This is a genomic window from Brevibacterium mcbrellneri ATCC 49030 (assembly GCF_000178455.1).
GTDB lineage: Bacteria > Actinomycetota > Actinomycetes > Actinomycetales > Brevibacteriaceae > Brevibacterium > Brevibacterium mcbrellneri.
Window position 1 is genome coordinate 110609 of record NZ_ADNU01000046.1, and the last position, 22407, is coordinate 133015.

20 protein-coding genes and 1 tRNA gene are annotated in these 22407 nt (G+C 57.0%); 14 read left to right on the top strand and 7 right to left on the bottom strand.

Going from position 1 to position 22407, the window contains the following annotated elements; translation table 11 throughout:
- The first annotated feature begins 161 nt into the window (after positions 1 to 161).
- From HMPREF0183_RS08120 to HMPREF0183_RS08145, 6 genes are all read left to right on the top strand, one after another.
- The gene (locus HMPREF0183_RS08120; protein ID WP_005884863.1) at positions 162 to 1355 is read left to right on the top strand and encodes a heme/hemin ABC transporter substrate-binding protein; all 1194 of its coding nucleotides are present in this window, start codon (positions 162 to 164) and stop codon (positions 1353 to 1355) included.
- 191 nt (positions 1356 to 1546) lie between these two features.
- Positions 1547 to 2569 carry a FecCD family ABC transporter permease gene (locus HMPREF0183_RS08125; protein ID WP_005884865.1) on the top strand — a complete coding sequence of 341 codons (1023 nt, stop codon included), beginning with the start codon at positions 1547 to 1549 and terminating at the stop codon, positions 2567 to 2569.
- Complete coding sequence (locus tag HMPREF0183_RS08130) at positions 2566 to 3417, top strand: heme ABC transporter ATP-binding protein (RefSeq protein ID WP_005884868.1); 852 nt, start codon at positions 2566 to 2568, stop codon at positions 3415 to 3417. Before HMPREF0183_RS08125 ends, HMPREF0183_RS08130 begins: the two co-directional genes overlap by 4 nt.
- Positions 3414 to 4778: a hypothetical protein gene (locus HMPREF0183_RS08135; protein ID WP_005884869.1), complete on the top strand. Its 1365-nt coding sequence runs from the start codon at positions 3414 to 3416 to the stop codon at positions 4776 to 4778. Before HMPREF0183_RS08130 ends, HMPREF0183_RS08135 begins: the two co-directional genes overlap by 4 nt.
- The gene (locus HMPREF0183_RS08140) at positions 4775 to 6961 is read left to right on the top strand and encodes an HtaA domain-containing protein (RefSeq protein ID WP_005884871.1); all 2187 of its coding nucleotides are present in this window, start codon (positions 4775 to 4777) and stop codon (positions 6959 to 6961) included. The genes HMPREF0183_RS08135 and HMPREF0183_RS08140 overlap by 4 nt, the downstream gene beginning before the upstream one ends.
- A 57-nt stretch (positions 6962 to 7018) precedes the next feature.
- Positions 7019 to 7675 carry a biliverdin-producing heme oxygenase gene (locus HMPREF0183_RS08145; protein WP_005884873.1) on the top strand — a complete coding sequence of 219 codons (657 nt, stop codon included), beginning with the start codon at positions 7019 to 7021 and terminating at the stop codon, positions 7673 to 7675.
- Positions 7676 to 7740: 65 nt separating this feature from the next.
- Here the strand turns inward: HMPREF0183_RS08145 and HMPREF0183_RS08150 are convergent.
- The 4 genes from HMPREF0183_RS08150 to HMPREF0183_RS08165 form a co-directional block, all read right to left on the bottom strand.
- Positions 7741 to 7814, bottom strand: a tRNA-Val gene (locus HMPREF0183_RS08150).
- A gap of 67 nt (positions 7815 to 7881) precedes the next feature.
- Positions 7882 to 8271, bottom strand: coding sequence for an HIT family protein (locus HMPREF0183_RS08155; protein ID WP_005884875.1), 390 nt, complete (start codon positions 8269 to 8271; stop codon positions 7882 to 7884).
- A 71-nt stretch (positions 8272 to 8342) separates the two neighbouring features.
- Complete coding sequence (locus tag HMPREF0183_RS08160; RefSeq protein ID WP_005884877.1) at positions 8343 to 8834, bottom strand: redoxin domain-containing protein; 492 nt, start codon at positions 8832 to 8834, stop codon at positions 8343 to 8345.
- Positions 8834 to 9262, bottom strand: a complete 429-nt coding sequence (locus tag HMPREF0183_RS08165; RefSeq protein ID WP_040348614.1) for a DUF3052 domain-containing protein — start codon at positions 9260 to 9262, stop codon at positions 8834 to 8836. Before HMPREF0183_RS08165 ends, HMPREF0183_RS08160 begins: the two co-directional genes overlap by 1 nt.
- 245 nt (positions 9263 to 9507) lie before the next feature.
- On the opposite strand from HMPREF0183_RS08165, the gene aceE reads away from it, so the two are divergent.
- From aceE to HMPREF0183_RS08205, 8 genes are all read left to right on the top strand, one after another.
- Positions 9508 to 12267 carry a pyruvate dehydrogenase (acetyl-transferring), homodimeric type gene (gene aceE / locus HMPREF0183_RS08170; protein WP_005884881.1) on the top strand — a complete coding sequence of 920 codons (2760 nt, stop codon included), beginning with the start codon at positions 9508 to 9510 and terminating at the stop codon, positions 12265 to 12267.
- Positions 12268 to 12401: 134 nt separating this feature from the next.
- On the top strand, positions 12402 to 13595 hold the full coding sequence (locus HMPREF0183_RS08175; protein WP_005884883.1) for a PucR family transcriptional regulator: 1194 nt from the start codon (positions 12402 to 12404) through the stop codon (positions 13593 to 13595).
- Between the two features lie 101 nt (positions 13596 to 13696).
- Positions 13697 to 14611, top strand: coding sequence for an ACP S-malonyltransferase (locus HMPREF0183_RS08180; RefSeq protein WP_005884885.1), 915 nt, complete (start codon positions 13697 to 13699; stop codon positions 14609 to 14611).
- A gap of 20 nt (positions 14612 to 14631) precedes the next feature.
- Positions 14632 to 15633, top strand: coding sequence for a beta-ketoacyl-ACP synthase III (locus tag HMPREF0183_RS08185; RefSeq protein WP_005884887.1), 1002 nt, complete (start codon positions 14632 to 14634; stop codon positions 15631 to 15633).
- Positions 15634 to 15796: 163 nt separating this feature from the next.
- Complete coding sequence (locus HMPREF0183_RS08190) at positions 15797 to 16048, top strand: acyl carrier protein (RefSeq protein ID WP_005884889.1); 252 nt, start codon at positions 15797 to 15799, stop codon at positions 16046 to 16048.
- A gap of 68 nt (positions 16049 to 16116) precedes the next feature.
- Positions 16117 to 17358: a beta-ketoacyl-[acyl-carrier-protein] synthase family protein gene (locus HMPREF0183_RS08195; RefSeq protein WP_005884891.1), complete on the top strand. Its 1242-nt coding sequence runs from the start codon at positions 16117 to 16119 to the stop codon at positions 17356 to 17358.
- Between the two features lie 209 nt (positions 17359 to 17567).
- Positions 17568 to 18182, top strand: a complete 615-nt coding sequence (locus HMPREF0183_RS08200) for a hypothetical protein (RefSeq protein WP_005884893.1) — start codon at positions 17568 to 17570, stop codon at positions 18180 to 18182.
- Between the two features lie 358 nt (positions 18183 to 18540).
- Complete coding sequence (locus tag HMPREF0183_RS08205) at positions 18541 to 19011, top strand: hypothetical protein (RefSeq protein ID WP_005884895.1); 471 nt, start codon at positions 18541 to 18543, stop codon at positions 19009 to 19011.
- A gap of 23 nt (positions 19012 to 19034) precedes the next feature.
- Here HMPREF0183_RS08205 and HMPREF0183_RS08210 read toward each other — a convergent pair whose 3' ends face one another.
- From HMPREF0183_RS08210 to ahpC, 3 genes are all read right to left on the bottom strand, one after another.
- A complete protein-coding gene (locus HMPREF0183_RS08210) occupies positions 19035 to 19943 on the bottom strand; it encodes a LysR substrate-binding domain-containing protein (RefSeq protein WP_005884897.1) in 909 nt (302 codons plus the stop codon).
- A 72-nt stretch (positions 19944 to 20015) separates the two neighbouring features.
- A complete protein-coding gene (gene ahpF / locus HMPREF0183_RS08215; protein ID WP_005884899.1) occupies positions 20016 to 21590 on the bottom strand; it encodes an alkyl hydroperoxide reductase subunit F in 1575 nt (524 codons plus the stop codon).
- A 57-nt stretch (positions 21591 to 21647) separates the two neighbouring features.
- On the bottom strand, positions 21648 to 22211 hold the full coding sequence (gene ahpC, locus HMPREF0183_RS08220; protein WP_005884901.1) for an alkyl hydroperoxide reductase subunit C: 564 nt from the start codon (positions 22209 to 22211) through the stop codon (positions 21648 to 21650).
- Between the last annotated feature and the right edge of the window lie 196 nt (positions 22212 to 22407).

Genomic DNA, 22407 nt, shown 5'->3' on the forward strand with positions numbered 1-22407 from the left:
GCTAAACATAACCTGTTAGTCAATTCACAGATCAGTGATAGTTCGCTTAAAGCGGCCAACGCACTGGCACGGAGAAACATGCAATGAAAACCACATCTCGATCTCTATGCCGGGACACAGAGCCCGACGTTAAAGCCTGGTACAACCACACGAGGTGGCGTGTGCCTCGCCGGACCAAACGCCGTGTGGCAGTGACCGCAACGGTGCTCGCGGTTGGGCTTTTCCTGTGGAACAACGGTTTCCACAACATCGGCACGCTCAATGCTGCTCACTCCCACGAGTGTGTTCCCCCACCGGCAACCCCTGCGGCGCAACTTCCGGACATCCCGGATGTTCCCACCTCAAAGAAGTTACCGGTCAGCAAGATCCACGGCCCGACTACCGCCTACACCCGTGCTTCTGAAATCCGGCCGATTGCAGATTTCGCAGATCAGCAGCAGACCCTCCCGGTGACCGTCACCTCGGACGATGGTCCCAAGCAGACGGTGCGTGACACCTCGAGAATTCTGGCAGTCAACCAAAACGGCGGTTTGGCTGCCGCGGTTGTCGGCCTGGGTCTGGGCTGCAATTTGATCGGCCGTGATGTTTCAACGCAGCTGTCATCACTCATGCCGGGACAAAAAGAGATTCCGCTCGTCACTCAGAACGGGCACGAACTCAGCGCGGAGGCGATCCTCAATCTGGCACCCACCGTGGTGCTGACGGATTCGACCATCGGCCCCTATGACGTCCAACTGCAGCTACGCAATGCTGGCATTCCGGTGGTGTTCATTCCTTCGGCGACGGAGGACGGTGTGCAGGGTGTGAGCCCGCAAATCGTTGCGGTTGCTAAGGCGCTGGGCCTGCAGGATGCGGGTGAGCAACTGGCTAAGCGCGTCGATGAGGAAGTCGCCGAAACCCAAAAGAGAATCCAGGCGCTCGCTCCGGACAACCCGGCCGACCGTCCGCGCACGGTGTTCCTGTATCTGCGTGGCGACATCTATTACTGGTTCGGCAAGGGTTCCGGTGCAGATTCCCTCATTCAGGCCATTGGCGCCCGCGATGTTGCGACCGAAGTCGGCTTTTCAGGCATGTCTCCAACCAACGCTGAGGCGCTTGTTAAAGCGGCCCCAGACGTCATTTTGGTTATGACGAAGGGCCTGGAGAGCGTCGGCGGTATCGATGAAGCCCTCAAACTGCCGGGCATTGCGCAAACGCCCGCCGGCAAACACCGTCGGATTGTCGACATGAGCGACTACGAAGTCATGAGCTTCGGCCCCCGCACCGCCGAAGTCATCGCCGCCCTGGGCACAGCGGTCCACGCCCCCGAATACGCCTACGTCCCACAGGAAGAGTCCGCTAAAGCGGACGCCTAAGGAGAAGACCCTTGAGCACTACTCACTACAGACCCCCTGAGCATTCCGATGCTCCCGCACCTTTTGCCGGCTCGCCTTTGGAAGAAAAGCACACGAGGCGCCGCTCCCGTTCTACTTCTTCGACACCTGCCGCCCCGGTTCCAGGGGGCAGGCACAGTGAGAAAAATTACGGAAGGGTTTCGGCTGCCCGGGTGACCACGGTCTTCACCACTGTGGCGGTTCTGCTGCTCGGCGGAACTCTGCTTTCGGCAATGTTGGGTCAGCTCTACATTTCGCCGAAGGAAATCGTGGGCTCCGTTCTGCAGTCGGTGGGCATCAACTGGCTGCCGGGTCCGTCGCACGAATTCGGTGCTGAGGCCCTGTGGGAAGTGCGCTTCCCGCGGATTGTTCTGACGGTCTTTGTGGGTGCAGCCCTGGCTATTGCCGGTGCTGTTATGCAGGGCATCTTCGGCAATCCGCTGGCTGAGCCGGGCACGATCGGAGTGTCTTCCGGTGCTGCCGTCGGCGCGTCGTTCGCCTTTCTGCACGGTCTGAGCTTCCTTGGCGGATTCACGGTTCCTCTCCTGGCATTTGCGTGCGGTCTGGCGACGACGATCGTCGTGTACGTCTTGGCACGGTCGAACGGCCGGACGGAAGTCGTCACCCTGATCCTCACAGGTGTTGCGGTCAACGCGATTTCCGGTGCCCTCATTTCCTTCATCGTGTTCAAGGCCCCCACGCAGGCTCGTGAGCAGATCGTGTTCTGGCAGATGGGAAGCTTCAACGGCAGCCGATGGGAACAGGTTGCGATCGTCGTTCCACTGGTGGTCGTGGGAATCGTCCTCACGATGTTCCTCGCCCGCGGCCTGGACCTGGTGTCGCTGGGTGAGAAGGCGGCCCGCCACCTTGGTGTCGATGTTGAGCGTCTGCGCCTGTACGCAATGATCCTGTCGGCTCTGCTAGTCAGTGCGGCCGTTGCATTCGTCGGCATCATCGCCTTCGTCGGTCTGGTCGTTCCCCACCTGATGCGCATGCTGCTGGGGCCGAGCCACCGTCTGCTGCTGCCGGCCTCGGCGCTCGGCGGTGCGGCACTGCTGACCTTTGCCGATCTGGCTGCACGCACGCTCATTGAGTTCGCCGACCTCCCGATCGGCATGCTCACTGCGCTCATCGGTGGTCCGTACTTCTTCTACCTGCTGCGCCGTAGCCGTCGTGAGGCAGGAGGCTGGGCATGATCGAAAAGCTGCGCCGGGCCCGCGAAAGCCGTCCGCCGGAAGTCCCCACACCGGGAAGCACCGTTCTGTCGGTGGACCAGGTGACGGTGTCCTATGACGGTGAAAGGAAGGTTCTCGAGGGGGCCAGCCTGGATGTCCGGGCGGGCGAAGTGCTGGCTCTTGTCGGCCCCAACGGTGCCGGAAAATCCACACTTCTGGGTGTCATTACCGGCGATGTTGAGGAGGCTTCCGGGGCAGTCACCATCAACGATCATCCGTCCTATGCGTGGAACACCCGCGAACTGGCTATGCGCCGGGCTGTTCTGCTGCAACAGGTCGATGTGTCTTTCCCCTTCACAGTGCTCGAGGTCGTTGAGATGGGCCGCGCCCCGTGGCAGCGGACGCAGGCGACAGCCGATGACGACAGGATCGTGTCCGCAGTGCTGGAGCGCACGGACACGAGCCGCTTCGCTTCCCGCACCTTCACCTCGCTGTCCGGTGGTGAGCGTTCGCGTGCTGCTTTGGGCCGCGTCCTTGCACAGGCAGCCCCGATTCTGCTGTTGGACGAACCAACAGCGGCCATGGACATCCGCCACCAGGAACTCGTGCTGACGATTGCGCGTGAATACGCGGCCACGGGCTCCGCTGTTGTTGTGGTTCTGCACAGCCTTGATCTGGCCGGAGCCTACGCAGACCGCATTGCCCTGCTCAACAACGGCCGCATCGCTGCTGACGGCACACCGGAAGAGGTGCTGACAGCCGAGCGGATCAGCGAAGCCTACGGCCATCCCGTCACTGTTTTTACCGACCCGGTATCAGGTTCACCGCTCGTGGTGCCGGTCCGCCCTCCCAGAAAGGACATGTCATGAATCAGCCTGGACACGCCGCGGGCAGTCGGAAGAAGCGGCTTGGTCTGCGGTGGTTTGTAGCCACGGTTGCCGCTGTGCTCATCGGCGGCATGGGCGCGTTTGCGGGTGCCACCGTCAGTCCCGAACCTGCCGAGGCGGCCGCCCGGGTTTCCGTGTCGGGTACGCCTTCTGTTGACGGTACCTCGACCCTGAAACTCTCTGGCAGTGGTTTCCAGTCGGTGCAGAACGGCTTCGGCGGCATCTATGTCCTGTTCGGTGTTGCCGAAGGCACGTGGCAGCCAAGCAAGGGCGGCAAAACGGGCACGAACCTGCGCTATGCCTATGACGATGAATCGAATCCGGTGGGCTATCAGCTGTTCGTCACGTTCCCAGGATCGTCGACAGCTCACGCTGCCAACGGTGGCACGCTGAATGCCGACGGCACGTGGTCAGGCGAGATCATCCTTCCCGGAGCTCGCTTCACGTCCTATGACCGTGACCGCAATCCGGTTGATGTTGATTGCACGCGTGAACGCTGCGGCATCATCACGATCGGCGCACACGGTGTGTCGAACGCCAAGAACGAAACCTTCACGCCGATTGAGTTCCCGGCTGCCGCAGCGGCTGGTCAGTCGGGTGGCGAACAGGCACAAAACAACGGTGCTACCGGTGAGGCAGCCGCACCGAATGACAATGCTTCGAAGGACGACAAAGACCAGAAGAACGCAGACGGCCCCGCCGCACCGGCACCGGGAGCAGCGGGTGGACAGCAGCCGGCTTCAGGGCCCCTGCTGGAGCCCGATCAGGTTGATGCGATCAACACGAACGCCAACCGCATGCTGTTTCTGCTGATGATCGGAGTGGTTCTCGCCATCTGTGCGATTGCCCTGGCCGTGGGAGTCGGTTCCTACATGGCTGTGAAGTCGCTGCTTTTGGGTGTCAGCCCCGAAGCACTGGAGCGTGTGCGCACGCGCAGGGCTAAGCGCGCTATTGGGGCAGAGCACAAGCGCGAACGCAAACTGCAGAAGTTCCGTGAGAAAGAAGAAGCTCGCACGCGCAAATACGAGAGAACTGTTGATACCAAGATTGCACGAGCTGACATGCATGATTCCGGAATGCGTCACCCGGTAATCAGCAAACAATACTCGTACACACAGCAACCGAGCACACACAATCAGACATCAAGAGGACCCATGCGATTCTTTGAACTTATCGAAGACAAAGAAAGCTCCTCCGGCGATCAGCCACGGCAGCCAGTAGCAAGAGGGAAGCACATGCATTCCCAGGGCGCAACAGCCGGCGCAGACAGTGGAAACGCTCCAACACTTGTTATGGAGCGCATCGTTGACGGTAGGGCAGAGTCACAGGAGGAAACACGATGAAGCGATCAATAGTCACATGGGTGGCAGCTGGAACAATATTCTTGATCCTGGTGTTCGCTACAGGACTACTCATAGGTACAGCAGCCTTGGCATCACCGAACAGCGAGTCTGGGACCTCCGAAGCTGATTCGTCGAAATTAAAAGTCTCAGACGCCGGGCTCACGTGGGGAATCAATGCAGAGTCCGGAGCAGGTGCCTATCTACCCGGTTCATGCAACTTCCTTTCCGCAGGTGTAGCGGCTGACAACGGTGGATCCTCGCTGTGGCCGAATGACGCCGAAAAGCGCGGACTGTTCAAAGCCCAGGATGGCAACGTCAAGATTCTGCGCCCCACCGCTGATGGCGGAACGCAGCCGATCACGTGGGACAACAAATGCCAGACCCCAGACGGCAAACGAGTCAATACCGCGGGTGTGAGCTCTGGAAACTACGTCCAGTTTTCCGGTGGCACGGGAGAAGTAGACACCGCAACTAACACTGGAAACATCCAGTGGGAAGGGTCGTTCACCGTGGTGTACTACTCCGGGTACACCTACTGGTCGGTGAGCAACCCAAAGCTTGAAGTGAAGAACGGCAAGGGCAAGCTCACCGGCACCTTCTCCGGCTACGGAGCCGACATGGCCGACCTTTCCAAGTGGGAGAAGCTCAAGCCCGTTGAAGGCACCATCGCCGACTTCAAGAACAACACGGTTAAACTTGATGAGAACGGCTTCACCGTCACCCCTGACTACGAGGGTGTAGACAGTGGACAGCCCGACCAAAACAAAGAAAAAGACGGCTGGGGTTCATTCCCCAAGAGTTGGGTGGACTTCAATGTGCTGACTGGCCAGACCCAGTACTGGTACACGTCCGGCGGGGCCGCGGATGCGCGCAAAAGCCCCAGTCCGCTGAGCGTATCGTTCACAGGCACTCCGGTCATGCCCGAACAGCCGTCGGCTACTCCGCAGCCACCGGCACCCAGTCCGAAACCCGATACTGGGGACGACAACACGGAAAAACCGGACGGCACCTCGACAGAGGAGAAGAATCCGCCCGAAACACCGACGGGATCAGACGCAACCTTGTTCTGGGCGATCAACAAGGAAACCAGCGCCGGCGGGTTTGCTCCCGGCACTTGCAACTTCCTGTCCGCAGGCGTGTCCCCAGACAACGGGGGTGCTGTTGTCTGGGACGCACCTGGAAAACTGTACAAACCTACCGACGGCAACGTAAAGATCGAAAAGCCAGACGCATCCGGAGAGTTCCACACCGCAACATGGCAGAACAAGTGCGATGACCGCTATGGCGGTCGAGTCGTGGCAGCCGACAAGGACTCGCACCACGAATCGCGGCTGAACATTGCTGGTGGAAGCATCAACATCGACGACGGTGAAATAACTGCCAGCTGGGATGGCGGTTTCACAATCGTCTTCTACTCCGGGATGACGTACTGGTCCGTATCCGACCCGAAGCTCACCGTCACAAAAGACGGAAGGGGCGAACTGACGGGAACCGCGTCCGGTTACGGAGCAGACATGGAAGACCTGTCAAAATGGGAGAAGCTGAAGTCCGAAACCATCACGCTTGCGACCTTCTCCGGGCTCGATGTGAACAAGGCCGTGAAGGATGGAGGATTCACCGTCACCCCCGACTACCTTGGTGTTGATTACAGGGCCGGCGATGGCAACACACCGCAGGATCGAACCGAAGCCGAATGGGGTTCATTCCCTAAGAGCTGGGTCGACTTCAACGTCAAAACCGGGCAGAGCTCCTACTGGTATTCCTCCGGTGGAATTGCGGACGCCCGCAAACCCGCACTGCCGCTGACGATTGCCTTTGACAACAGCTTCCAGGTGCCAGCTACAGAACCAGCAAAACCCGGTGAAAGCGTAGCTGGGGCAGGCGGACCAGGTTCAACTGTGACCGGCGGAAACACTGTTGGCGAACCAGGAGTTGGTGTCCCAGGCGCTGTAGGGCCCGGCGGCGGGCCGCAGAGCTCCAGCGCCCAGCCGGCAGACGTTGAAGACACAACAGCGTTCGCTGCAACCGCATATGAGGCTCGCCGCTCCGAAGGAATGGGCACCATCAATGCAAAAACCTGGTGGCTTGGAGGAGCAACCGCGGCCACAGGCATCGCAGCAACCGTCGGAATCGGCTGGTTGCTACGAAGAAACATCGGACTCGATCCCAGTACTTGGACCTAAACCCCAAACAAAAAAGTAAGAAATCCCATAACCGGGACAACACCTCGTGGAGGAGACATGACTATCACAACCCCAGCCGCAGAAACCCTGTCGTTCTCACAGCGACTGCGGAAGGAAACGCAGCGGGAACACAGTGAAGCCGAATCCGAAAAGTTCATTGTTGATCTCATGGCGGGAAGACTCGACCGCCATGCCTACATTGCGTTGCTAGAACAGTACGCGGTCCTCTACCCTGCGCTGGAAACCGCTGTGCAAGCTGCACCCTCTGACTCTACTGTTGCGTTCTTCGACCACCCAGGACTCGCTCGCACTCAGGCGATCAATAATGACCTCGACTACCTACTTGGGGAGGACCGCCAGCCTCCAGTAGCTCTGGAAGCAACACGCTTCTTGGCTGAACACTTCCAGTCTGAGGTGAGTCCAGAGCAGTTACTAGCGCATCACTACCTGCGCTACCTAGGCGACCTCTCAGGCGGTCTGGCAATCGGAAAGCTGGTCAAGAGGCACTACAGCATCGAAGATGAAGCACTTAACATGTGGCGCTTCCCGGGCATCAACAAGCCGAAACTGTTCAAGGACGACTATAGGGCCAAGCTCGATGCGGTAACGCTGACCAGGGAGCAGCAGGAAGCGGTCATCGCCGAGGCAGAGCTGGGCTTCCGCTTAAACAAGGCGATTTTCCGTCAGCTCGGAGAGACGTTGCACGTAGAGTAAAAAGGGCACAAAAAACACAAAAGTCTCGGGGCAACGAGTGAACGATGTCCCGAGACTTCACAGGGTGGGCCCAGAGGGACTCGAACCCCCGACCCTCTCGGTGTAAACGAGATGCTCTAGCCAACTGAGCTATAGGCCCCCTGGTCAGGATTTCTCACTGACCACTGAAAGATTATGGCACACATCTTTCAGAACGCAAAACTCGTTTACAGTGCCTCTTTGATCTTCGACGCAGCTTCTTCACGAGCTTCTGCCGTGGTGTCGTGCTTATTAGCCAGATCAAAGTCAGAGATCTGATTCGTTGGGAACACGTGAATGTGAACGTGGGGAACCTCGAACCCTTGCACAATAAGCCCTACGCGTTCGCAACCAAACGCTTTCTTCTGTGCGTTTCCGAGCTTCTTTGCCACCGTGAAGAGGTGGGATACCAAGTCATCGTCAAGATCAAGCCAGTGGTCTACTTCTTCACGTGGCACAACCAGAAGGTGACCGTCGGTCAGAGGCTGAATGTCCATGAATGCGACACAATGATCGTCTTCGTAGACAAATGTTGCAGGGATTTCACCGTCGATGATTTTGGTAAACAGAGTGGCCAAAACATGTCCTTCCTCGTGAGGTGTCTATCACCATCATGGTGGAAGCAACTCAATAATGCGAGAGGTGACCGCTATGTAGTGAGGGCGTCAATCCATCGAGCCAGACCACGCTCAGTGAAATCACGCTTCTGCCCAGGCTGCAGAACCTGGGAGTCAACGACCTGCCCGTTCATATTCAGCGCAAAGGTGCCGCGCACAGCCATACCCGACTGCTCATCGAAAACCCCAAAATCACGACTCAAGGCACCGTGTGGCCAAAAGTCAGACATGAGAGGCCACGCAGATCCCGCCGTTTCCACCCACGCTGCTTGCGTAAACTTGGAGTCGCACGAAACGACCGTGCAGACGATCCCAGCTTCCTCCAAAACTGCGCGCGACGCGGAAAGCTCTCCCACCTCGGCGTGGCACGTAGGCGTAAACGCAAACGGGACAAACACGGCCAGCAACCCACGCTGATCAACTTCAGGGGCAAGGACTTCACCCACTGTCGACAAGGACACAACCGGCCCTAAATGGGTGGGGCACTCACGCGTCCAACCGGGGTGCGCGTCAGTGCTGGCCATTATCCGTACGACTTTTTACCAACCAGGCGCACTGCTGACCAGTCGTCACACACACTGACAGTTTTAGTCACGTGCATGCCAGCGGTTGGAGCAGCCGCGTTGATATCAACGGGAGCGATGTGACCTTCCCGCCCTGCCTTGGGAGTAAGAAGCCACACAACACCACCTTCAGCCAGAGTGGTCTGGGCGTCTACGATTGCGTCGGTGAGGTCGGGGTCATCTGATCGCCACCACATGACGATCGCGTCAAAGACGTCGTCGACATCCTCATCGGCCATTTCTTCGCCTGTGACCTTCTCGATGGCCTCGCGCAAGGCGAAGTCAACGTCGTCGTCATAGCCGATTTCCTGAATGTATGTACCCTTCTCCAATCCAAGAGGATTAGTGCGAGTACAGTCGAGCGTCCTTCCTGACGGGGTGTTACTCATAACTCCTATTCTTCCCGTAAGTTCGCTCTTGGGCAAACCTAAAGTTCATTTTGAAACTTCTGGTCCATGCATCCTGCCGGTCAGCTGCCCTGTGACTGTGTTAGTAACACCACACTGGACCGTTTTGTCTGTATGAACAACGCAACTGAGCGCGTATTCGGTTTAGGCTAGAAAACAGCCAGCAGATCGGCTGTAGCGGTGAATGTGTCACCCGGCCGACATCTTTTGTTCAGGAGGAAAACTAAGTGGACAGTAAGAGGCATGGACCAATTCTTAACGGTCTCCCCAGCCAAGTGCCCGACACAGATCCTCAAGAAACTCAGGAATGGATTGAGTCACTTGACGCCCTGATCGACGAAGCAGGGCAGTCGCGTGCCCGCTATGTCATGCTCAGCCTGCTTAACCGTGCGCGCCAGAAGCGCATCGGCGTACCCAGCCTGACAGCCACTGACTTCATCAACACGATTGGCCCAGAAGACGAACCGTGGTTCCCCGGAGACGAAGAAGTCGAACGCCGGTACCGCCGCTGGTTGCGCTGGAACGCAGCCGTTATGGTTCACCGTGCACAGCGCCCAGGCATCGAAGTAGGTGGACACATTTCCACCTACGCCTCGGCTGCAACCTTGTATGAAGTGGGCCTCAACCACTTCTTCCGCGGAAAAGACCACCCTGGTGGCGGTGACCACGTCTTCTACCAAGGCCACGCCTCCCCCGGTATGTACGCACGCGCGTTCCTGGAAGGCCGTCTGAGCGCTGACCAGCTCGACGGCTTCCGCCAAATGAAGTCCCACTACATCGACGGAAAACAATTCGGACTTCCTTCATACCCACACCCGCGCCACATGCAGGACTTCTGGGAGTTCCCAACCGTCTCCATGGGTCTTGGACCCATGAACGCAATCACGCAGGCAATGTTCGACAAGTACCTGCTCAACCGAGGAATCAAGGACACCTCCCAGCAACGTGTGTTCGCGTTCCTGGGTGACGGTGAACTCGACGAGCCGGAAAGCCGCGGAATGTTGCAGTACGCAGCATTCGAAGAGCTCGACAACCTCAACTTCATCGTCAACTGCAACCTGCAACGCCTCGACGGGCCGGTGCGCGGTAACGGAAAGATCATTCAGGAACTCGAAGCGTTCTTCCGAGGTGCCGGGTGGAACGTCATTAAGGTCATCTGGGGTCGTGAATGGGACGCACTGTTGGCAAAGGACCGCGACGGTGCGCTCGTGAACCTCATGAACGCAACGCCGGACGGCGACTACCAGACCTACAAGGGTGAGTCCGGTGGATTCGTGCGCGACAACTTCTTTGGTCGCGACCCACGCACCAAGGCCATGGTCGCCGACATGACCGATGAAGAGATCTGGAACCTTAAGCGCGGTGGCCACGACTACCGCAAGGTGTATGCGGCATACAAGGCAGCAGTTGAGCACACCGGACAGCCCACGGCGATTCTCGTGATGACGGTCAAGGGTTACTCTTTGGGACCAACGTTCGAAGCTCGTAACGCAACGCACCAGATGAAGAAGATGACCGTTGAGGACCTCAAGCTCGCCCGCGATCACTTCTCAATTCCGATCTCTGATGAAGAACTGGAGAAGAACCCCAAACTTCCTCCGTACTACCACCCGGGTGAAGACGCGCCTGAAATCCAGTACATGCTGGAACGCCGACGCGAACTGGGTGGCTTCTCCCCCGAACGTCGTTCCAAGTACACGCAGATCTCTTTGCCAGACGACAAGGCATACGCCATGGCAAAGAAGGGCTCGGGAACTCAGGCCATCGCCTCGACCATGGGCTTTGTGCGCATTCTGAAAGACATCATGCGTGACAAGGAATTTGGCAAGCGTGTGGTTCCGATCATCCCGGACGAAGCGCGTACATTCGGAATGGACTCGTTCTTCCCAACGGCGAAGATCTACAACCCGCACGGACAGAACTACGTGTCGGTTGACCGTGACCTGTTCCTTGCCTACAAGGAAGCAACAGACGGTCAGATCCTGCACATGGGAATTAACGAAGATGGTTCGGTCGCCGCATTCAACGCAGTGGGTACCAGCTACGCCACGCACGGCGAACCCATGATTCCGTTCTACATCTTCTACTCGATGTTCGGGTTCCAGCGCTCCGGCGACGGTTTCTGGGCTGCCGGTGACCAGCTGGCACGCGGATTCATTCTGGGTGCAACGGCAGGTCGCACCACGCTCACCGCTGAAGGTCTACAGCACGGAGACGGCCACTCGCACGTGCTGTCGTCAACGTACCCGTCGATCGTGTCCTACGACCCTGCGTACGTGTACGAAATCGGTCACATTTTGCGCGATGGACTCAAGCGCATGTACGACCCTGAGGACGAACGCCAGGACCCAGACGTTTCGTACTACATCACCATGTACAACGAACCGATGATTCAGCCTGCTGAACCTGAAGACCTCGACGTCGAAGGGCTTCTCAAGGGAATCTACAAGCTGTCAGACGGGCCAGAGCTTGACGGGCCAAAGGTTCAGCTCCTGGCATCCGGTGTTGCAGTTCCGTGGATAGTCAAGGCCCAGGAAATGCTGGCTGAAGAATGGAACGTGTCTGCCGATGTATGGTCAGTCACTTCATGGCAAGAACTTCGACGCGACGGCCTGGCCTGCGACGACGAACGACTGCTGGATCCAAGCGCTGAGCGTCGCCTGCCATTCGTCACGCAGAAACTCGCTGACGCGCCGGGGCCGGTCATTGCGACCTCGGACTACACGCGGACTGTGCCGGACATGATCCGCCAGTACGTCCCTGGCCACTTCACCAGCCTGGGTGCTGACGACTACGCGATCTCCGACACTCGCGCAGCAGCCCGCCGTCACTTCCTCATCGACGCAGAATCCGTGGTTGTCCAAGCGCTCATCAGCTTGGCTGACCTGGGTGAAATCGATGCATCGGTGGCTGCGGAAGCGTCCAGGAAGTACAAGCTCGACGATCCACGCGCTGGATCGACCGGCGAAGCCGGAGGCGACGCCTAACACCAGCTCACGTCACCTGGGCACCGCCCCCGGGTGGCACCCCCGCCGAGGTCGCAGCGAGTCCCGCTGCGACCTCGGCGTTTTCTTGTTTCTAACCTACAAAATGTTTGTTCAAAAACATGTAGCATGTGCTCATGCTTTCCACTCAGCCTAAGTCTGGAAAACTCAACGCTGATCAATCCAGACGCGACGACACTATTGTGCGACTCCTCAAGGGCAAGGACGCTCTCACCCGACTCACGGCAGGCCGGATCGAAGCGCAATTGCCGTGGTTTCGCAGACTCTCACCGTCAGAGCGCAAGTGGGTGGTACACCTGGCACACGCGGGTATCACCTCGTTTATTGAGTGGTACCGCAATCCCGATGCCCCGGTTGGGATCGTTTCGGAGATCTTCCACAACGCGCCACGCGAACTGATGCGCACGATTTCACTGCAACAGACCCTGCAGCTACTGCGGGTTGTTGTTGAGGTTGTTGAAGAGCACGTAGCTCAGCTGGGTAACTCATCTGACGTGGACAGTCTGCGTGAAGGTGTTTTGGTGTTTTCGCGTGAGATCGCGTTCGCCGCGGCTGATGTGTACGCCCGGGCTGCCGAGGCGCGTGGCAGTTGGGACGTCCGCCTCGAAGCGATGGTGATCGACGCGCTCATGCGTGGTGACTCGGTGGATGAGTTGGCTAGCCGTACCGCTGCGTACGGGTGGCGTTCGAAGGCGGCCGTGCATGTGATTATTGGTCGCGCGTCCACGCGCACGTTCAAGGGTGGGCTCAGTGAGGTGAGGTCCGCTGCTCAGCGAGCCGGCGAAGACGCTTTGGTGGGGATTCATGACAATCGCTTGTTGATTGTGTTGGGTGGAGCCACGGACATTGACCGCGCTGTGGGCCAGTTGTTGCAGTACTTTGGTCCGCAAGAAGTGGTGATCGGGCCGCAGGTGGCTTCTTTGGCCGAGGCGGGAGCAAGTGCCGCTGCCGCGTCATGGGCATTGCGTACAGCGTATGCGCGTCCTAACTCCCCGCGCCCAGTGTTTGCCTCTGATTTGTTACCTGAACGTGCCATGGCTGGTGACCAGACTGCTCTGAATGAACTGGTGAGGCGGTTCTACGAACCCTTGTCTCTGGGCTCTGGGCAGTTGCTTACGACTGCCGAAAACTATGTGGACTTTGGCGGTTCGCTTGAGGCGACGGCGAAAGCACTGGAGGTGCACCCAAACACGGTGCGGTACCGGTTGCGAAAGATTCAAGAATTGATTGGGCTTGACGCTACGCAAGCGCGTGCTGGTTTTGTTCTGCGAATCGCTTTGGTGTTTGGCAGACTGACAGAAGGCATGTAATTGTCGATTGCTCACAAAAACACAGTGGTGAGGCCATAAGTCGCTAAGCTTTCACACGGTACTTTGTCCACACATGAGACGCCGTCTCGAATGGGAGAAAAATGCTCGTCATTGCATGTCCAGGCCAGGGGGCACAAAAGCCAGGCTTTCTAAACTCTTTTCTCGAATCCCCTTCTTTCCGAGAGACAATCGAAGCCGCTGGTCAAGCATGTGGAATTGACTTGGTGTCACACGGCACACAGTCCGATGAAGAGACGATCAAGGACACCGCGGTTGCTCAGCCACTTCTCGTCGCTTCTGCCATTGCAACGTTCAACGAACTGTTTACAGACGACTCACTCCCCCAGTTTGTTGCTGGGCACTCGGTAGGTGAGATCGGTGCTGCTGCAATTGCCGGCGTACTGAGCGCGGAAGACGCCATGAAGTTTGTTCACGTGCGTGCACAAGGAATGGCCGATGCGTCAAATGCTCAACCAACAGGAATGGCCGCAGTTGTTGGCGGAGTTGCCGAGGATGTTATCTCCGCGATTGAAGCGGCAGGGCTTGCGCCTGCTAACGTCAACGGTGGCGGACAGATTGTTGCCGCTGGAAGCCTTGAGGCTATCGAGAAGTTTGCTGCTAACCCACCTGAGCGCGCCCGGGTCATTCCGCTGAAGGTGGCTGGCGCGTTCCACACTGAGTACATGAAGTCGGCTCAGGCTCCTTTGGCTGAGATGGCTGCAGGGCTTGAAGTGCATGACCCGAGGATTTCGATTCTGTCGAACCGTGACGGGCGCGCAGTGGAGTCTGGCCGCGAATACGTTGACGCTTTGGTGTCACAGGTGACGAACCCCGTGCGTTGGGACTTGTGCCAGGCTACCCTTGTTGAGGCCGGTGTTACGGGGCTCATTGAACTTGCTCCCGGTGGAACTTTGACCGGGCTTGCCAAGCGCGCCATGAAGGGCGTGGAAACTCTAGCTATTAAATCCGCTGAAGATCTTGAAAGTGCCCGCGAATTCGTGCGGACACACGCGTAACCCATACGAAAGGACACGCGATGGTCACACTTAAAACTCCGCAACCCCAGCGTTTTGCACGCATTTCTGGTTTGGGCGGGTACCGGTCTGAACGCACGGTCACGAACGAGGAAATCGTCGGCCCCATTAACTCTTCTGACGAGTGGATTCAGCAGCGCACTGGAATCAAGACTCGCCACTATGCGAGTGAGGATGTCAGCGTTGTCGATATGGCTGAACAGGCCGCCATCGAAGCGATCGCAAACGCTGGACTGAAGCCGGCCGATATTGGCGCGATCGTCGTATCAACGGTCACGTTCACGGTTGCAACTCCTTCAGCGGCTGCTGAGCTCACGCGTCGTCTGGGAACCGGTCCCGTACCTGCGTGGGACATCTCGGCCGCCTGTGCAGGATATTGCTATGGCATTGCGCAGGCCGACGCTTTTGTGCGTGCTGGCACTGCCGACAACGTCCTGGTAATTGGTGCTGAGAAACTCTCCGACATCATCGACCCCACAGACCGTTCCATTTCGTTCATTTTGGGCGACGGCGCTGGAGCGGTCGTGGTAAGCGCTTCAGACACACCCGGCATTTCGGAATCGGTGTGGGGCTCCAAAGGTGAAAACTGGGACACCATCCGCATGACATCGTCCTTCTTGGACATGAAGAAGGACCCCTCAACCCCATGGCCTACATTGCGTCAGGATGGTCCCAGCGTGTTCCGTTGGGCGGTCTGGGATATGGCCGAGGTGGCACAAGAAGCACTCGACCGTGCCGGCATCACGGCCGCAGACTTGGGCGCGTTTGTCCCCCACCAGGCCAACATGCGCATTATTGACGAACTCGCTAAGCAGCTGAAACTTCCGGAGCACGTCAAGATCGGACGGGACATTGCCGACAATGGAAACACCTCCTCGGCCTCCATCCCCCTTGCCACCGAACGCTTGCTGCGCGAAAACCCGGAACTTTCCGGCAAGCTGGCACTTCAGATCGGTTTTGGAGCCGGGCTGGTGTTTGGCGCGCAGGTCATTGTGCTTCCGTGATTCGACACGGGGGCGTGAATTACGACCATGACAGTGTTCCTGTGACATAGGATTCACTACGGGACACTCGTCGATACTCGTTCCATTCGCAACGCACGTTGCGGTTAATCGAATACAGCGCTCAAGACTTTTGAGCGTAGATGAGAAAAGATAGGAATAAGAAATGGCTAACTCGGAACAGGAAGTCCTCGCTGGACTCGCTGAAATCATCAACGAAGAAACTGGTTTGGCTCCCGACGCGGTAGAACCAAGCAAGTCCTTCACCGACGACCTCGACATCGACTCGATCTCCATGATGACGATCGTTGTGAACGCTGAAAAGAAGTTCGGCGTGAAGATTCCGGACGATGACGTTAAAGAACTCGTTACCGTTCAGAACGCTGTTGACTACATCGTTAAAGCTCAGCAGGCCTAATGCTTTCCGCGGGGTAGCCCGGATTGGCGGCGCTACCCCGCTTTCACTTTTATCGACGAGGACTCTTCATGACTAACTCTGTTGTCGTCACCGGAATTGGTGCCGTCACTCCCCTAGGCGCGACCGCCCAGGAAACCTGGGACGCAGCCTTATCAGGGACATCGGGCGCAAAGACCCTTGACAACGACTGGGCCGAAAAGTACGGCATTCCGGTCAATTTTGCTGCCACTGTCAATTCTGACGTGGTGCCTGAGAAACTGTCTCGCGTCGAAGCCAAGCGCCTTGACCCTGCAAGCCAGCTTGCCCTGATTGCGGCCCGTGAGGCGTGGGCTGATGCCCAGTCCCCCGAAGTAGACCCCGAACGTCTGGCCGTGTCATGGGCTACCGGAATTGGTGGCGTGTGGACGCTTCTGAACGCGTGGGACACGTTGCGTGAAGAAGGTTCACGCCGTGTCATGCCTTTGACTGTGCCCATGCTGATGCCTAACGGCCCTGCGGCAGCTCTTGGCATGGAGTTCAAGGCGCGTGCTGGGGTTCAGACCTTAGTTTCCGCGTGTGCTTCGTCTACTGAATCTTTGGGCCACGCTGTTGATTTGATTCGTGATGGCCGCGCTGATGTCATCATTGCTGGTGGCGCTGAATCGGCAGTGCACCCCATTACGTTGTCTGCTTTTTCTTCTATGCGGGCGTTGTCAAAGCGCAATGACTCACCTGAAACTGCGTCACGTCCATACGATGTGAATCGCGATGGCTTTGTGATGGGTGAAGGTTCTGGCGCGTTGGTGCTCGAAAGCCGTGAAAGCGCCGAAGCGCGCGGTGCCCGGATTTACGCCGAGGTGGCAGGCTGGGGTCTGTCGAACGACGCTTATCACATTACTGCGGGTGAACCTGAAGGTGCGGGCTCAATTCGTGCGATGCGTACTGCGTTGGAAACCGCGGGTGCTACTGCGGCTGAGGTGAAACACATTAACGCGCACGCCACCTCAACTCCTGTAGGTGATGTGCCTGAATCGGTTGCGATTAACAAGCTTCTGGGCGAGCACACGTCTGACGCACTGGTGTCAGCGACTAAGTCGATGACTGGACACTTGCTTGGTGGTGCTGGTGCGGTTGAGTCGATCTTTACCGCTCTTGCGGTGCATCACCGAATGGCGCCTCCGACTATCAACATTGAGGAAGTTGACCCGGAGATCAACCTGAACATTGTGCGTGACACTCCAGGTGAGCTCCCTAAGGATGACTTTGTGGCGCTGTCCAATTCGTTTGGGTTTGGTGGCCACAACGCTGTAGTCGCGTTTAAGACTGTGTGATGCATTGCAGTAGCTATAGCTAGCAGCCATGATTATGGTTTTTGTTTCTAGGGGTTCTCGTTACGTTGGTAGCGAGGGCCCCTAGTTGTTTTGTGGACGTCACGGCTCTTTGAGTTATCCACAGATTCCGTTGAGGTCTTCCGGTTTGGTTTGTGACGGAATAAACTTGTAGGCATTCTTAGAACTGGTCGCACGAAGGAGTGCACACCATGACCGTGAATGTTCATAGACGCTTGATTGCCGTGTGTGCTGTTGGCGCGCTGGTACTTACTGGGTGCTCGCAAGAGTTACCGCAAACAGAGGCAGCGCCACAGCCCGGTGAGCATGAGCAGTCCCCTACTCCCACCTCGGAACCAATCCCTAAGTTCGAGGTCCCCGAATACACAACAGACCTGGACCTCACCGCCGAAGAAATGCTCGCAGCAGAAGAAGCGCTGATTGGTTTGCAACGGTACATCTTCGTGTCAGAACAAGTCATGAAGTCCGGTGGTGAGGACACGCTCAATATAGACAACGTGTCAGTCGGCAGAGCAAAAGATGGGCTCAATAAAACTGCGTCAAATTTCCGTAAAGAGAAGAAGAAATTTCTCGGTCACATCGTGTCTGATGGTTTTCACATCCATGAAATGCAGGTCACTAAGGAAAGCAAAAACGAGTTTTCGATCAGCGCATGCCTACCGGCGGACAACTGGGGTGTACGCGAGGCCTCCGATAAGTCATCAGACGAAAAACTCAGGGATGAGGCGAGAATGATTTGGACTCTCGAAAAAGAGAGTTCCACCTGGAAAGTGGCAGTCCAGGAACTATACAGCGAGGACTGTTGACATGAGACTTGCTTTGTCTTTTGGCACTTCACTACTGATTGTTGGTCTCACCTTATTCTCGGCTCCGGTCGCCCAAAGCACTCCTGGCGATTGCGTATGGGATCAGGGTGATGGCGCCCGCTGTAGTTCCACACGCACTAACTCTGGTAACAACTCAGGGTCTAACAACTCGAAGTCTGATTCGAATAAACGCTCTGGTAAGCGTTCGGGTAATGGGAAGAACGGTTCGTCGGGTAAAGGAAACGGGGACTTCTGTCCCCAGAGCCTGCCGGGCGCTATTTGTGGAAGGATCGACCTACCAGCCACCTCGGGACCTGCGGACGCTCCGCCACCGCCGCCTCCTCCGTCGCCTACGTTCATGGAAACCCAATTCAAGAAGTACTCGATTCCCCCATCGGTGATTAACTCTCTGCCCGGTGATTCGTGGGGTATCGCGCACCGGAAAACAGCATTCTGGGCTGACTCGTCAATCCAATACATAAACGACACGATCCTGGGCTACCCGATCACTGTGAAAGCCATCCCACGCAAGTACCACTGGAATTTTGGCGACGGGAACACGCTGCACACTCAACACCCAGGAAACAAACCTACTGACATCAACAAAGCCCGTATCTATAACGTGTACACAGCACCGGGTAACGTCACCGTGAAACTGGCAACCACGTACAGCGGCATGTACAAGATCGGTGACAGCCCATGGATCACCATCCCCGGCACCACAGACATCCAATCCTCAAACGCCGATTTACGCATCTACCGGTTCCACAAATACCTCGTCAACAAATCCTGCAAAGAAGACCCCACCGGCCCCGACTGCACACCATGACTGCTCAGAACCATAGCTCCGGCCTACAACAGCGTGACAATATCCGCTACGGAGTTGCGAAGGACCTCGGCGAGCTGGGGGAAAACCTCCCTATATACACTCCCTGAGCGCCACGCCAACATCACATCGCGGTGGGGTGCCGGGTCTGCAAACTCCTTGAGCACCAGCCCCGGATTAGGCGTTACCGGTGGTGTCACTGCAAGCTTGGGCATCAACGTGTGCCCAGCTCCAGAGACCACCATGTGACGCAAGGTTTCAAGACTGGTTGCACGGTAGTTCACCTGCTCAGACGCCTTGCTCGTCTTACACACTTGCAAAGCTTGGTCACGTAGACAGTGCCCCTCAGAAAGCAAAAGTAGCTCTTCGCCTTCTAAGTCACTTACCAACAACTTGTCATCGCTCGACATCTCCGGATCATGTGCAGGCCCAGCGAACAGAAAATCTTCGCGAAACAGCGGAAGCACATCAATACCTGAACGAACGACCGGAGTACCAACAATGATCGCGTCGAGCTCCCCACGATCAAGCATGTCCTCGAGAGTCTGAGTCTTCTCCTCAACCACCAACACACTCAACGACGGAAGTGACTTCTTCAACGCTGGCATCGCATGGGGAAGCAAGTAAGGGTTCAACGTCGGAAAACAGCCCACCCGGATCTCACCAGAACGCGGATCAGAGGCGTGCCGGGCGATACTGCGCATCTCAGCGACCTGCTCGACCACCTTGCGGGCACGAGCAACCACCTCCTGACCCACACGGGTCAGCTGCATGTTCCGACCACTCCGCTCAATGAGTGGCGTGCCTAGTTCGTCTTCTAGCTTCTTCAACTGCGTAGACAAAGTAGGCTGGCTCACTTCACACGACTGAGCGGCCTGCCCAAAATGGCGAAACTCGTCCAGCGCTATCAAATACTCAAAATCGCGCAGATTCATCAAACACCCCAAACGCTAAACGGGGTTCAATCTGACGACTGCCAAACTGAACCCCGTTCTCTTAGTCCTGTGTTACTCCTGTGGAGCTGACTGCCTAATCAGGTAGTCAAACGCTGCCAACGCGGCTGTCGCACCGGCACCCAGCGAGGTCACGATCTGCTTGTAAGGAGCAGTTGTCGCGTCACCCGCAGCAAAGATACCTGGCACCGAGGTGGCTCCATTGGCTTGGACTTCAACCTCACCACGACCGTTCATGTCGACCGCACCCTTGACCCATTCGGTGTTGGGCAACAAGCCGATCTGAACGAAGATTCCGTTGACATCCAGCTCGTGCAGTTCACCGGTGTTGCGGTCTTCGTACTTGAGCCCTGTCACGTTCTTGCCATCGCCCAGAACTTCCTTCGAAGCGGCGGACAAGATGATGTCGACATTGTCCATGGACTTCAGCTTGCGCTGGAGAACCTCGTCGGCCTTGAGGTCGTCCATAAACTCCATCACCGTAACGTGGCCAACGATTCCAGCGAGGTCAATAGCAGCCTCAATACCGGAGTTACCGCCACCCACAACAGCGATGTTCTTACCCTTGAAGAACGGACCGTCACAGTGCGGGCAGAACGTCACGCCCTTGTTGCGGTACTCGTGGTCACCTGGCACGCCAAGCTCACGCCAACGCGCACCGGTAGCTACTACGACCGTCTTCGACTTGAGTTCACTACCACCGGTGAGAACTACCGTGTGGAGGTCACCTTCAGTCTCAGCGGGTACAAGCTTCTCGGCCTTGATGGGACGGATCACGTCGATGTCGTACTGGTCCATGTGCTCAACGAACTGAGCTGCCAGCTTAGGACCTTCTGTGTACGGGTACGAAATGAAGTTTTCAATTCCCACGGTGTCTAGAATCTGACCACCGACGCGGTCTGCAACCATTCCTGTCCGCAGACCCTTACGAGCCGCGTAGATTGATGCTGCAACAGCTGCGGAACCTCCACCGACAACCAAGACGTCGAACGGGTCTTTATCCTTGACCGATTCTGCCAGTCGCTCAGATGCCGAGTCGTCCAAGCGGTCCACGAAGTCTGCGATGTCCATGCGGCCTGAGCCCCACTCTTTACCGTTGAGGAAGATAGTGGGAACAGCCTGAATGTTCTTCTCGCTCACTTCATCTTGGAAGGTCGAACCTTCAACGGCAACGTGCTCAATTCGTGGGTTGAGCACGGCCATCGTGTTCAGAGCCTGCACAACAGTAGGGCAGTTTTGACAGGTCAGGGACATGTACGTGACAAACTTCAGGTCCTTGTCCAAGCCCTTGACTGCTGCGATGGTCTCTTCGGATTCTTTGACGGGGTTGCCGCCAACCTGTGCCAACGCCAAAACCAGTGAACTGAACTCGTGCCCAAGTGGCAATCCTGCAAAGCGGATCGAGATGTCAGCGCCTGGGCGTTCGATCGCAAACGACGGACGACGTTCGTCGTAGTCGTCACGGCGTTCGTGTGTCACTCGATCCGACAGTTCTGCGATCTGGTCGAGCAGTTCAGCCATTTCGGCCGATTTCTTGCTGTCGTCCAGTGACGAGGCAAGTACAACGTCCTTGGTAACCTTTTCAGTCAGGATCGTCTTAAGCTGATTTTTCAAATTGGCGTCAAGCACGGTTGGCCCCCTCTTTTACCTAAACCTGGAAATCTATGTGTCGCTTTTGTGGCGAGATTAGATCTTGCCCACGAGGTCAATACCAGGAACCAGGGTTTCCTGCTCTTCTTCCCACTTAGCTGGGCAAACCTCGCCTGGGTGGTTGCGCACATACTGAGCAGCCTTAACCTTGCGCAGTAGCTCAGATGCGTTACGACCCACACCTTCTGGAGTGATTTCGAGGTACTGGATGATGCCGTCTGGGTCAATGAGGAAGGTACCGCGGTCTGCGAGTCCCTGACCTTCACGCATGTTGTCGAAGTTGCGCGTGATCTGACCTGATGGGTCACCGATCATTGCGTACTGAATCTTGCCGATCGTCTCCGACGATTCGTGCCATGCCTTGTGAACGAAGTGGGTGTCAGTGGACACCGAGTAAATGTCTACTCCGAGCTTCTGGAACTCGTCGTAGTTGTCAGCCATGTCACCCAGTTCGGTTGGGCACACGAACGTGAAGTCTGCTGGGTAGAAGAAGAAGATGGACCACTTACCTTCGAGGTCCTTTTCGCTAAGTTCAACGAACTCACCGTTGCGGAATGCGGTTGCCTCGAACGGAAGAATCTGAGTGTTAAGAACGGACATACTGTTCTCCTTTGGCTTTGGGATTGTCACCGGATCTCCGGCGTTGACTCAACCATACAATAGCCCCTGTCAATTAGCAAATCTCCAGTCAATAGATATTGACTATGCCTTGCAATAGGGACCCACCACCCACACGTGAATCAAAAAATTTCGGGGCCTCACAGAAGTGAGACCCCGAAAAGTTTTGTGCGCGGAG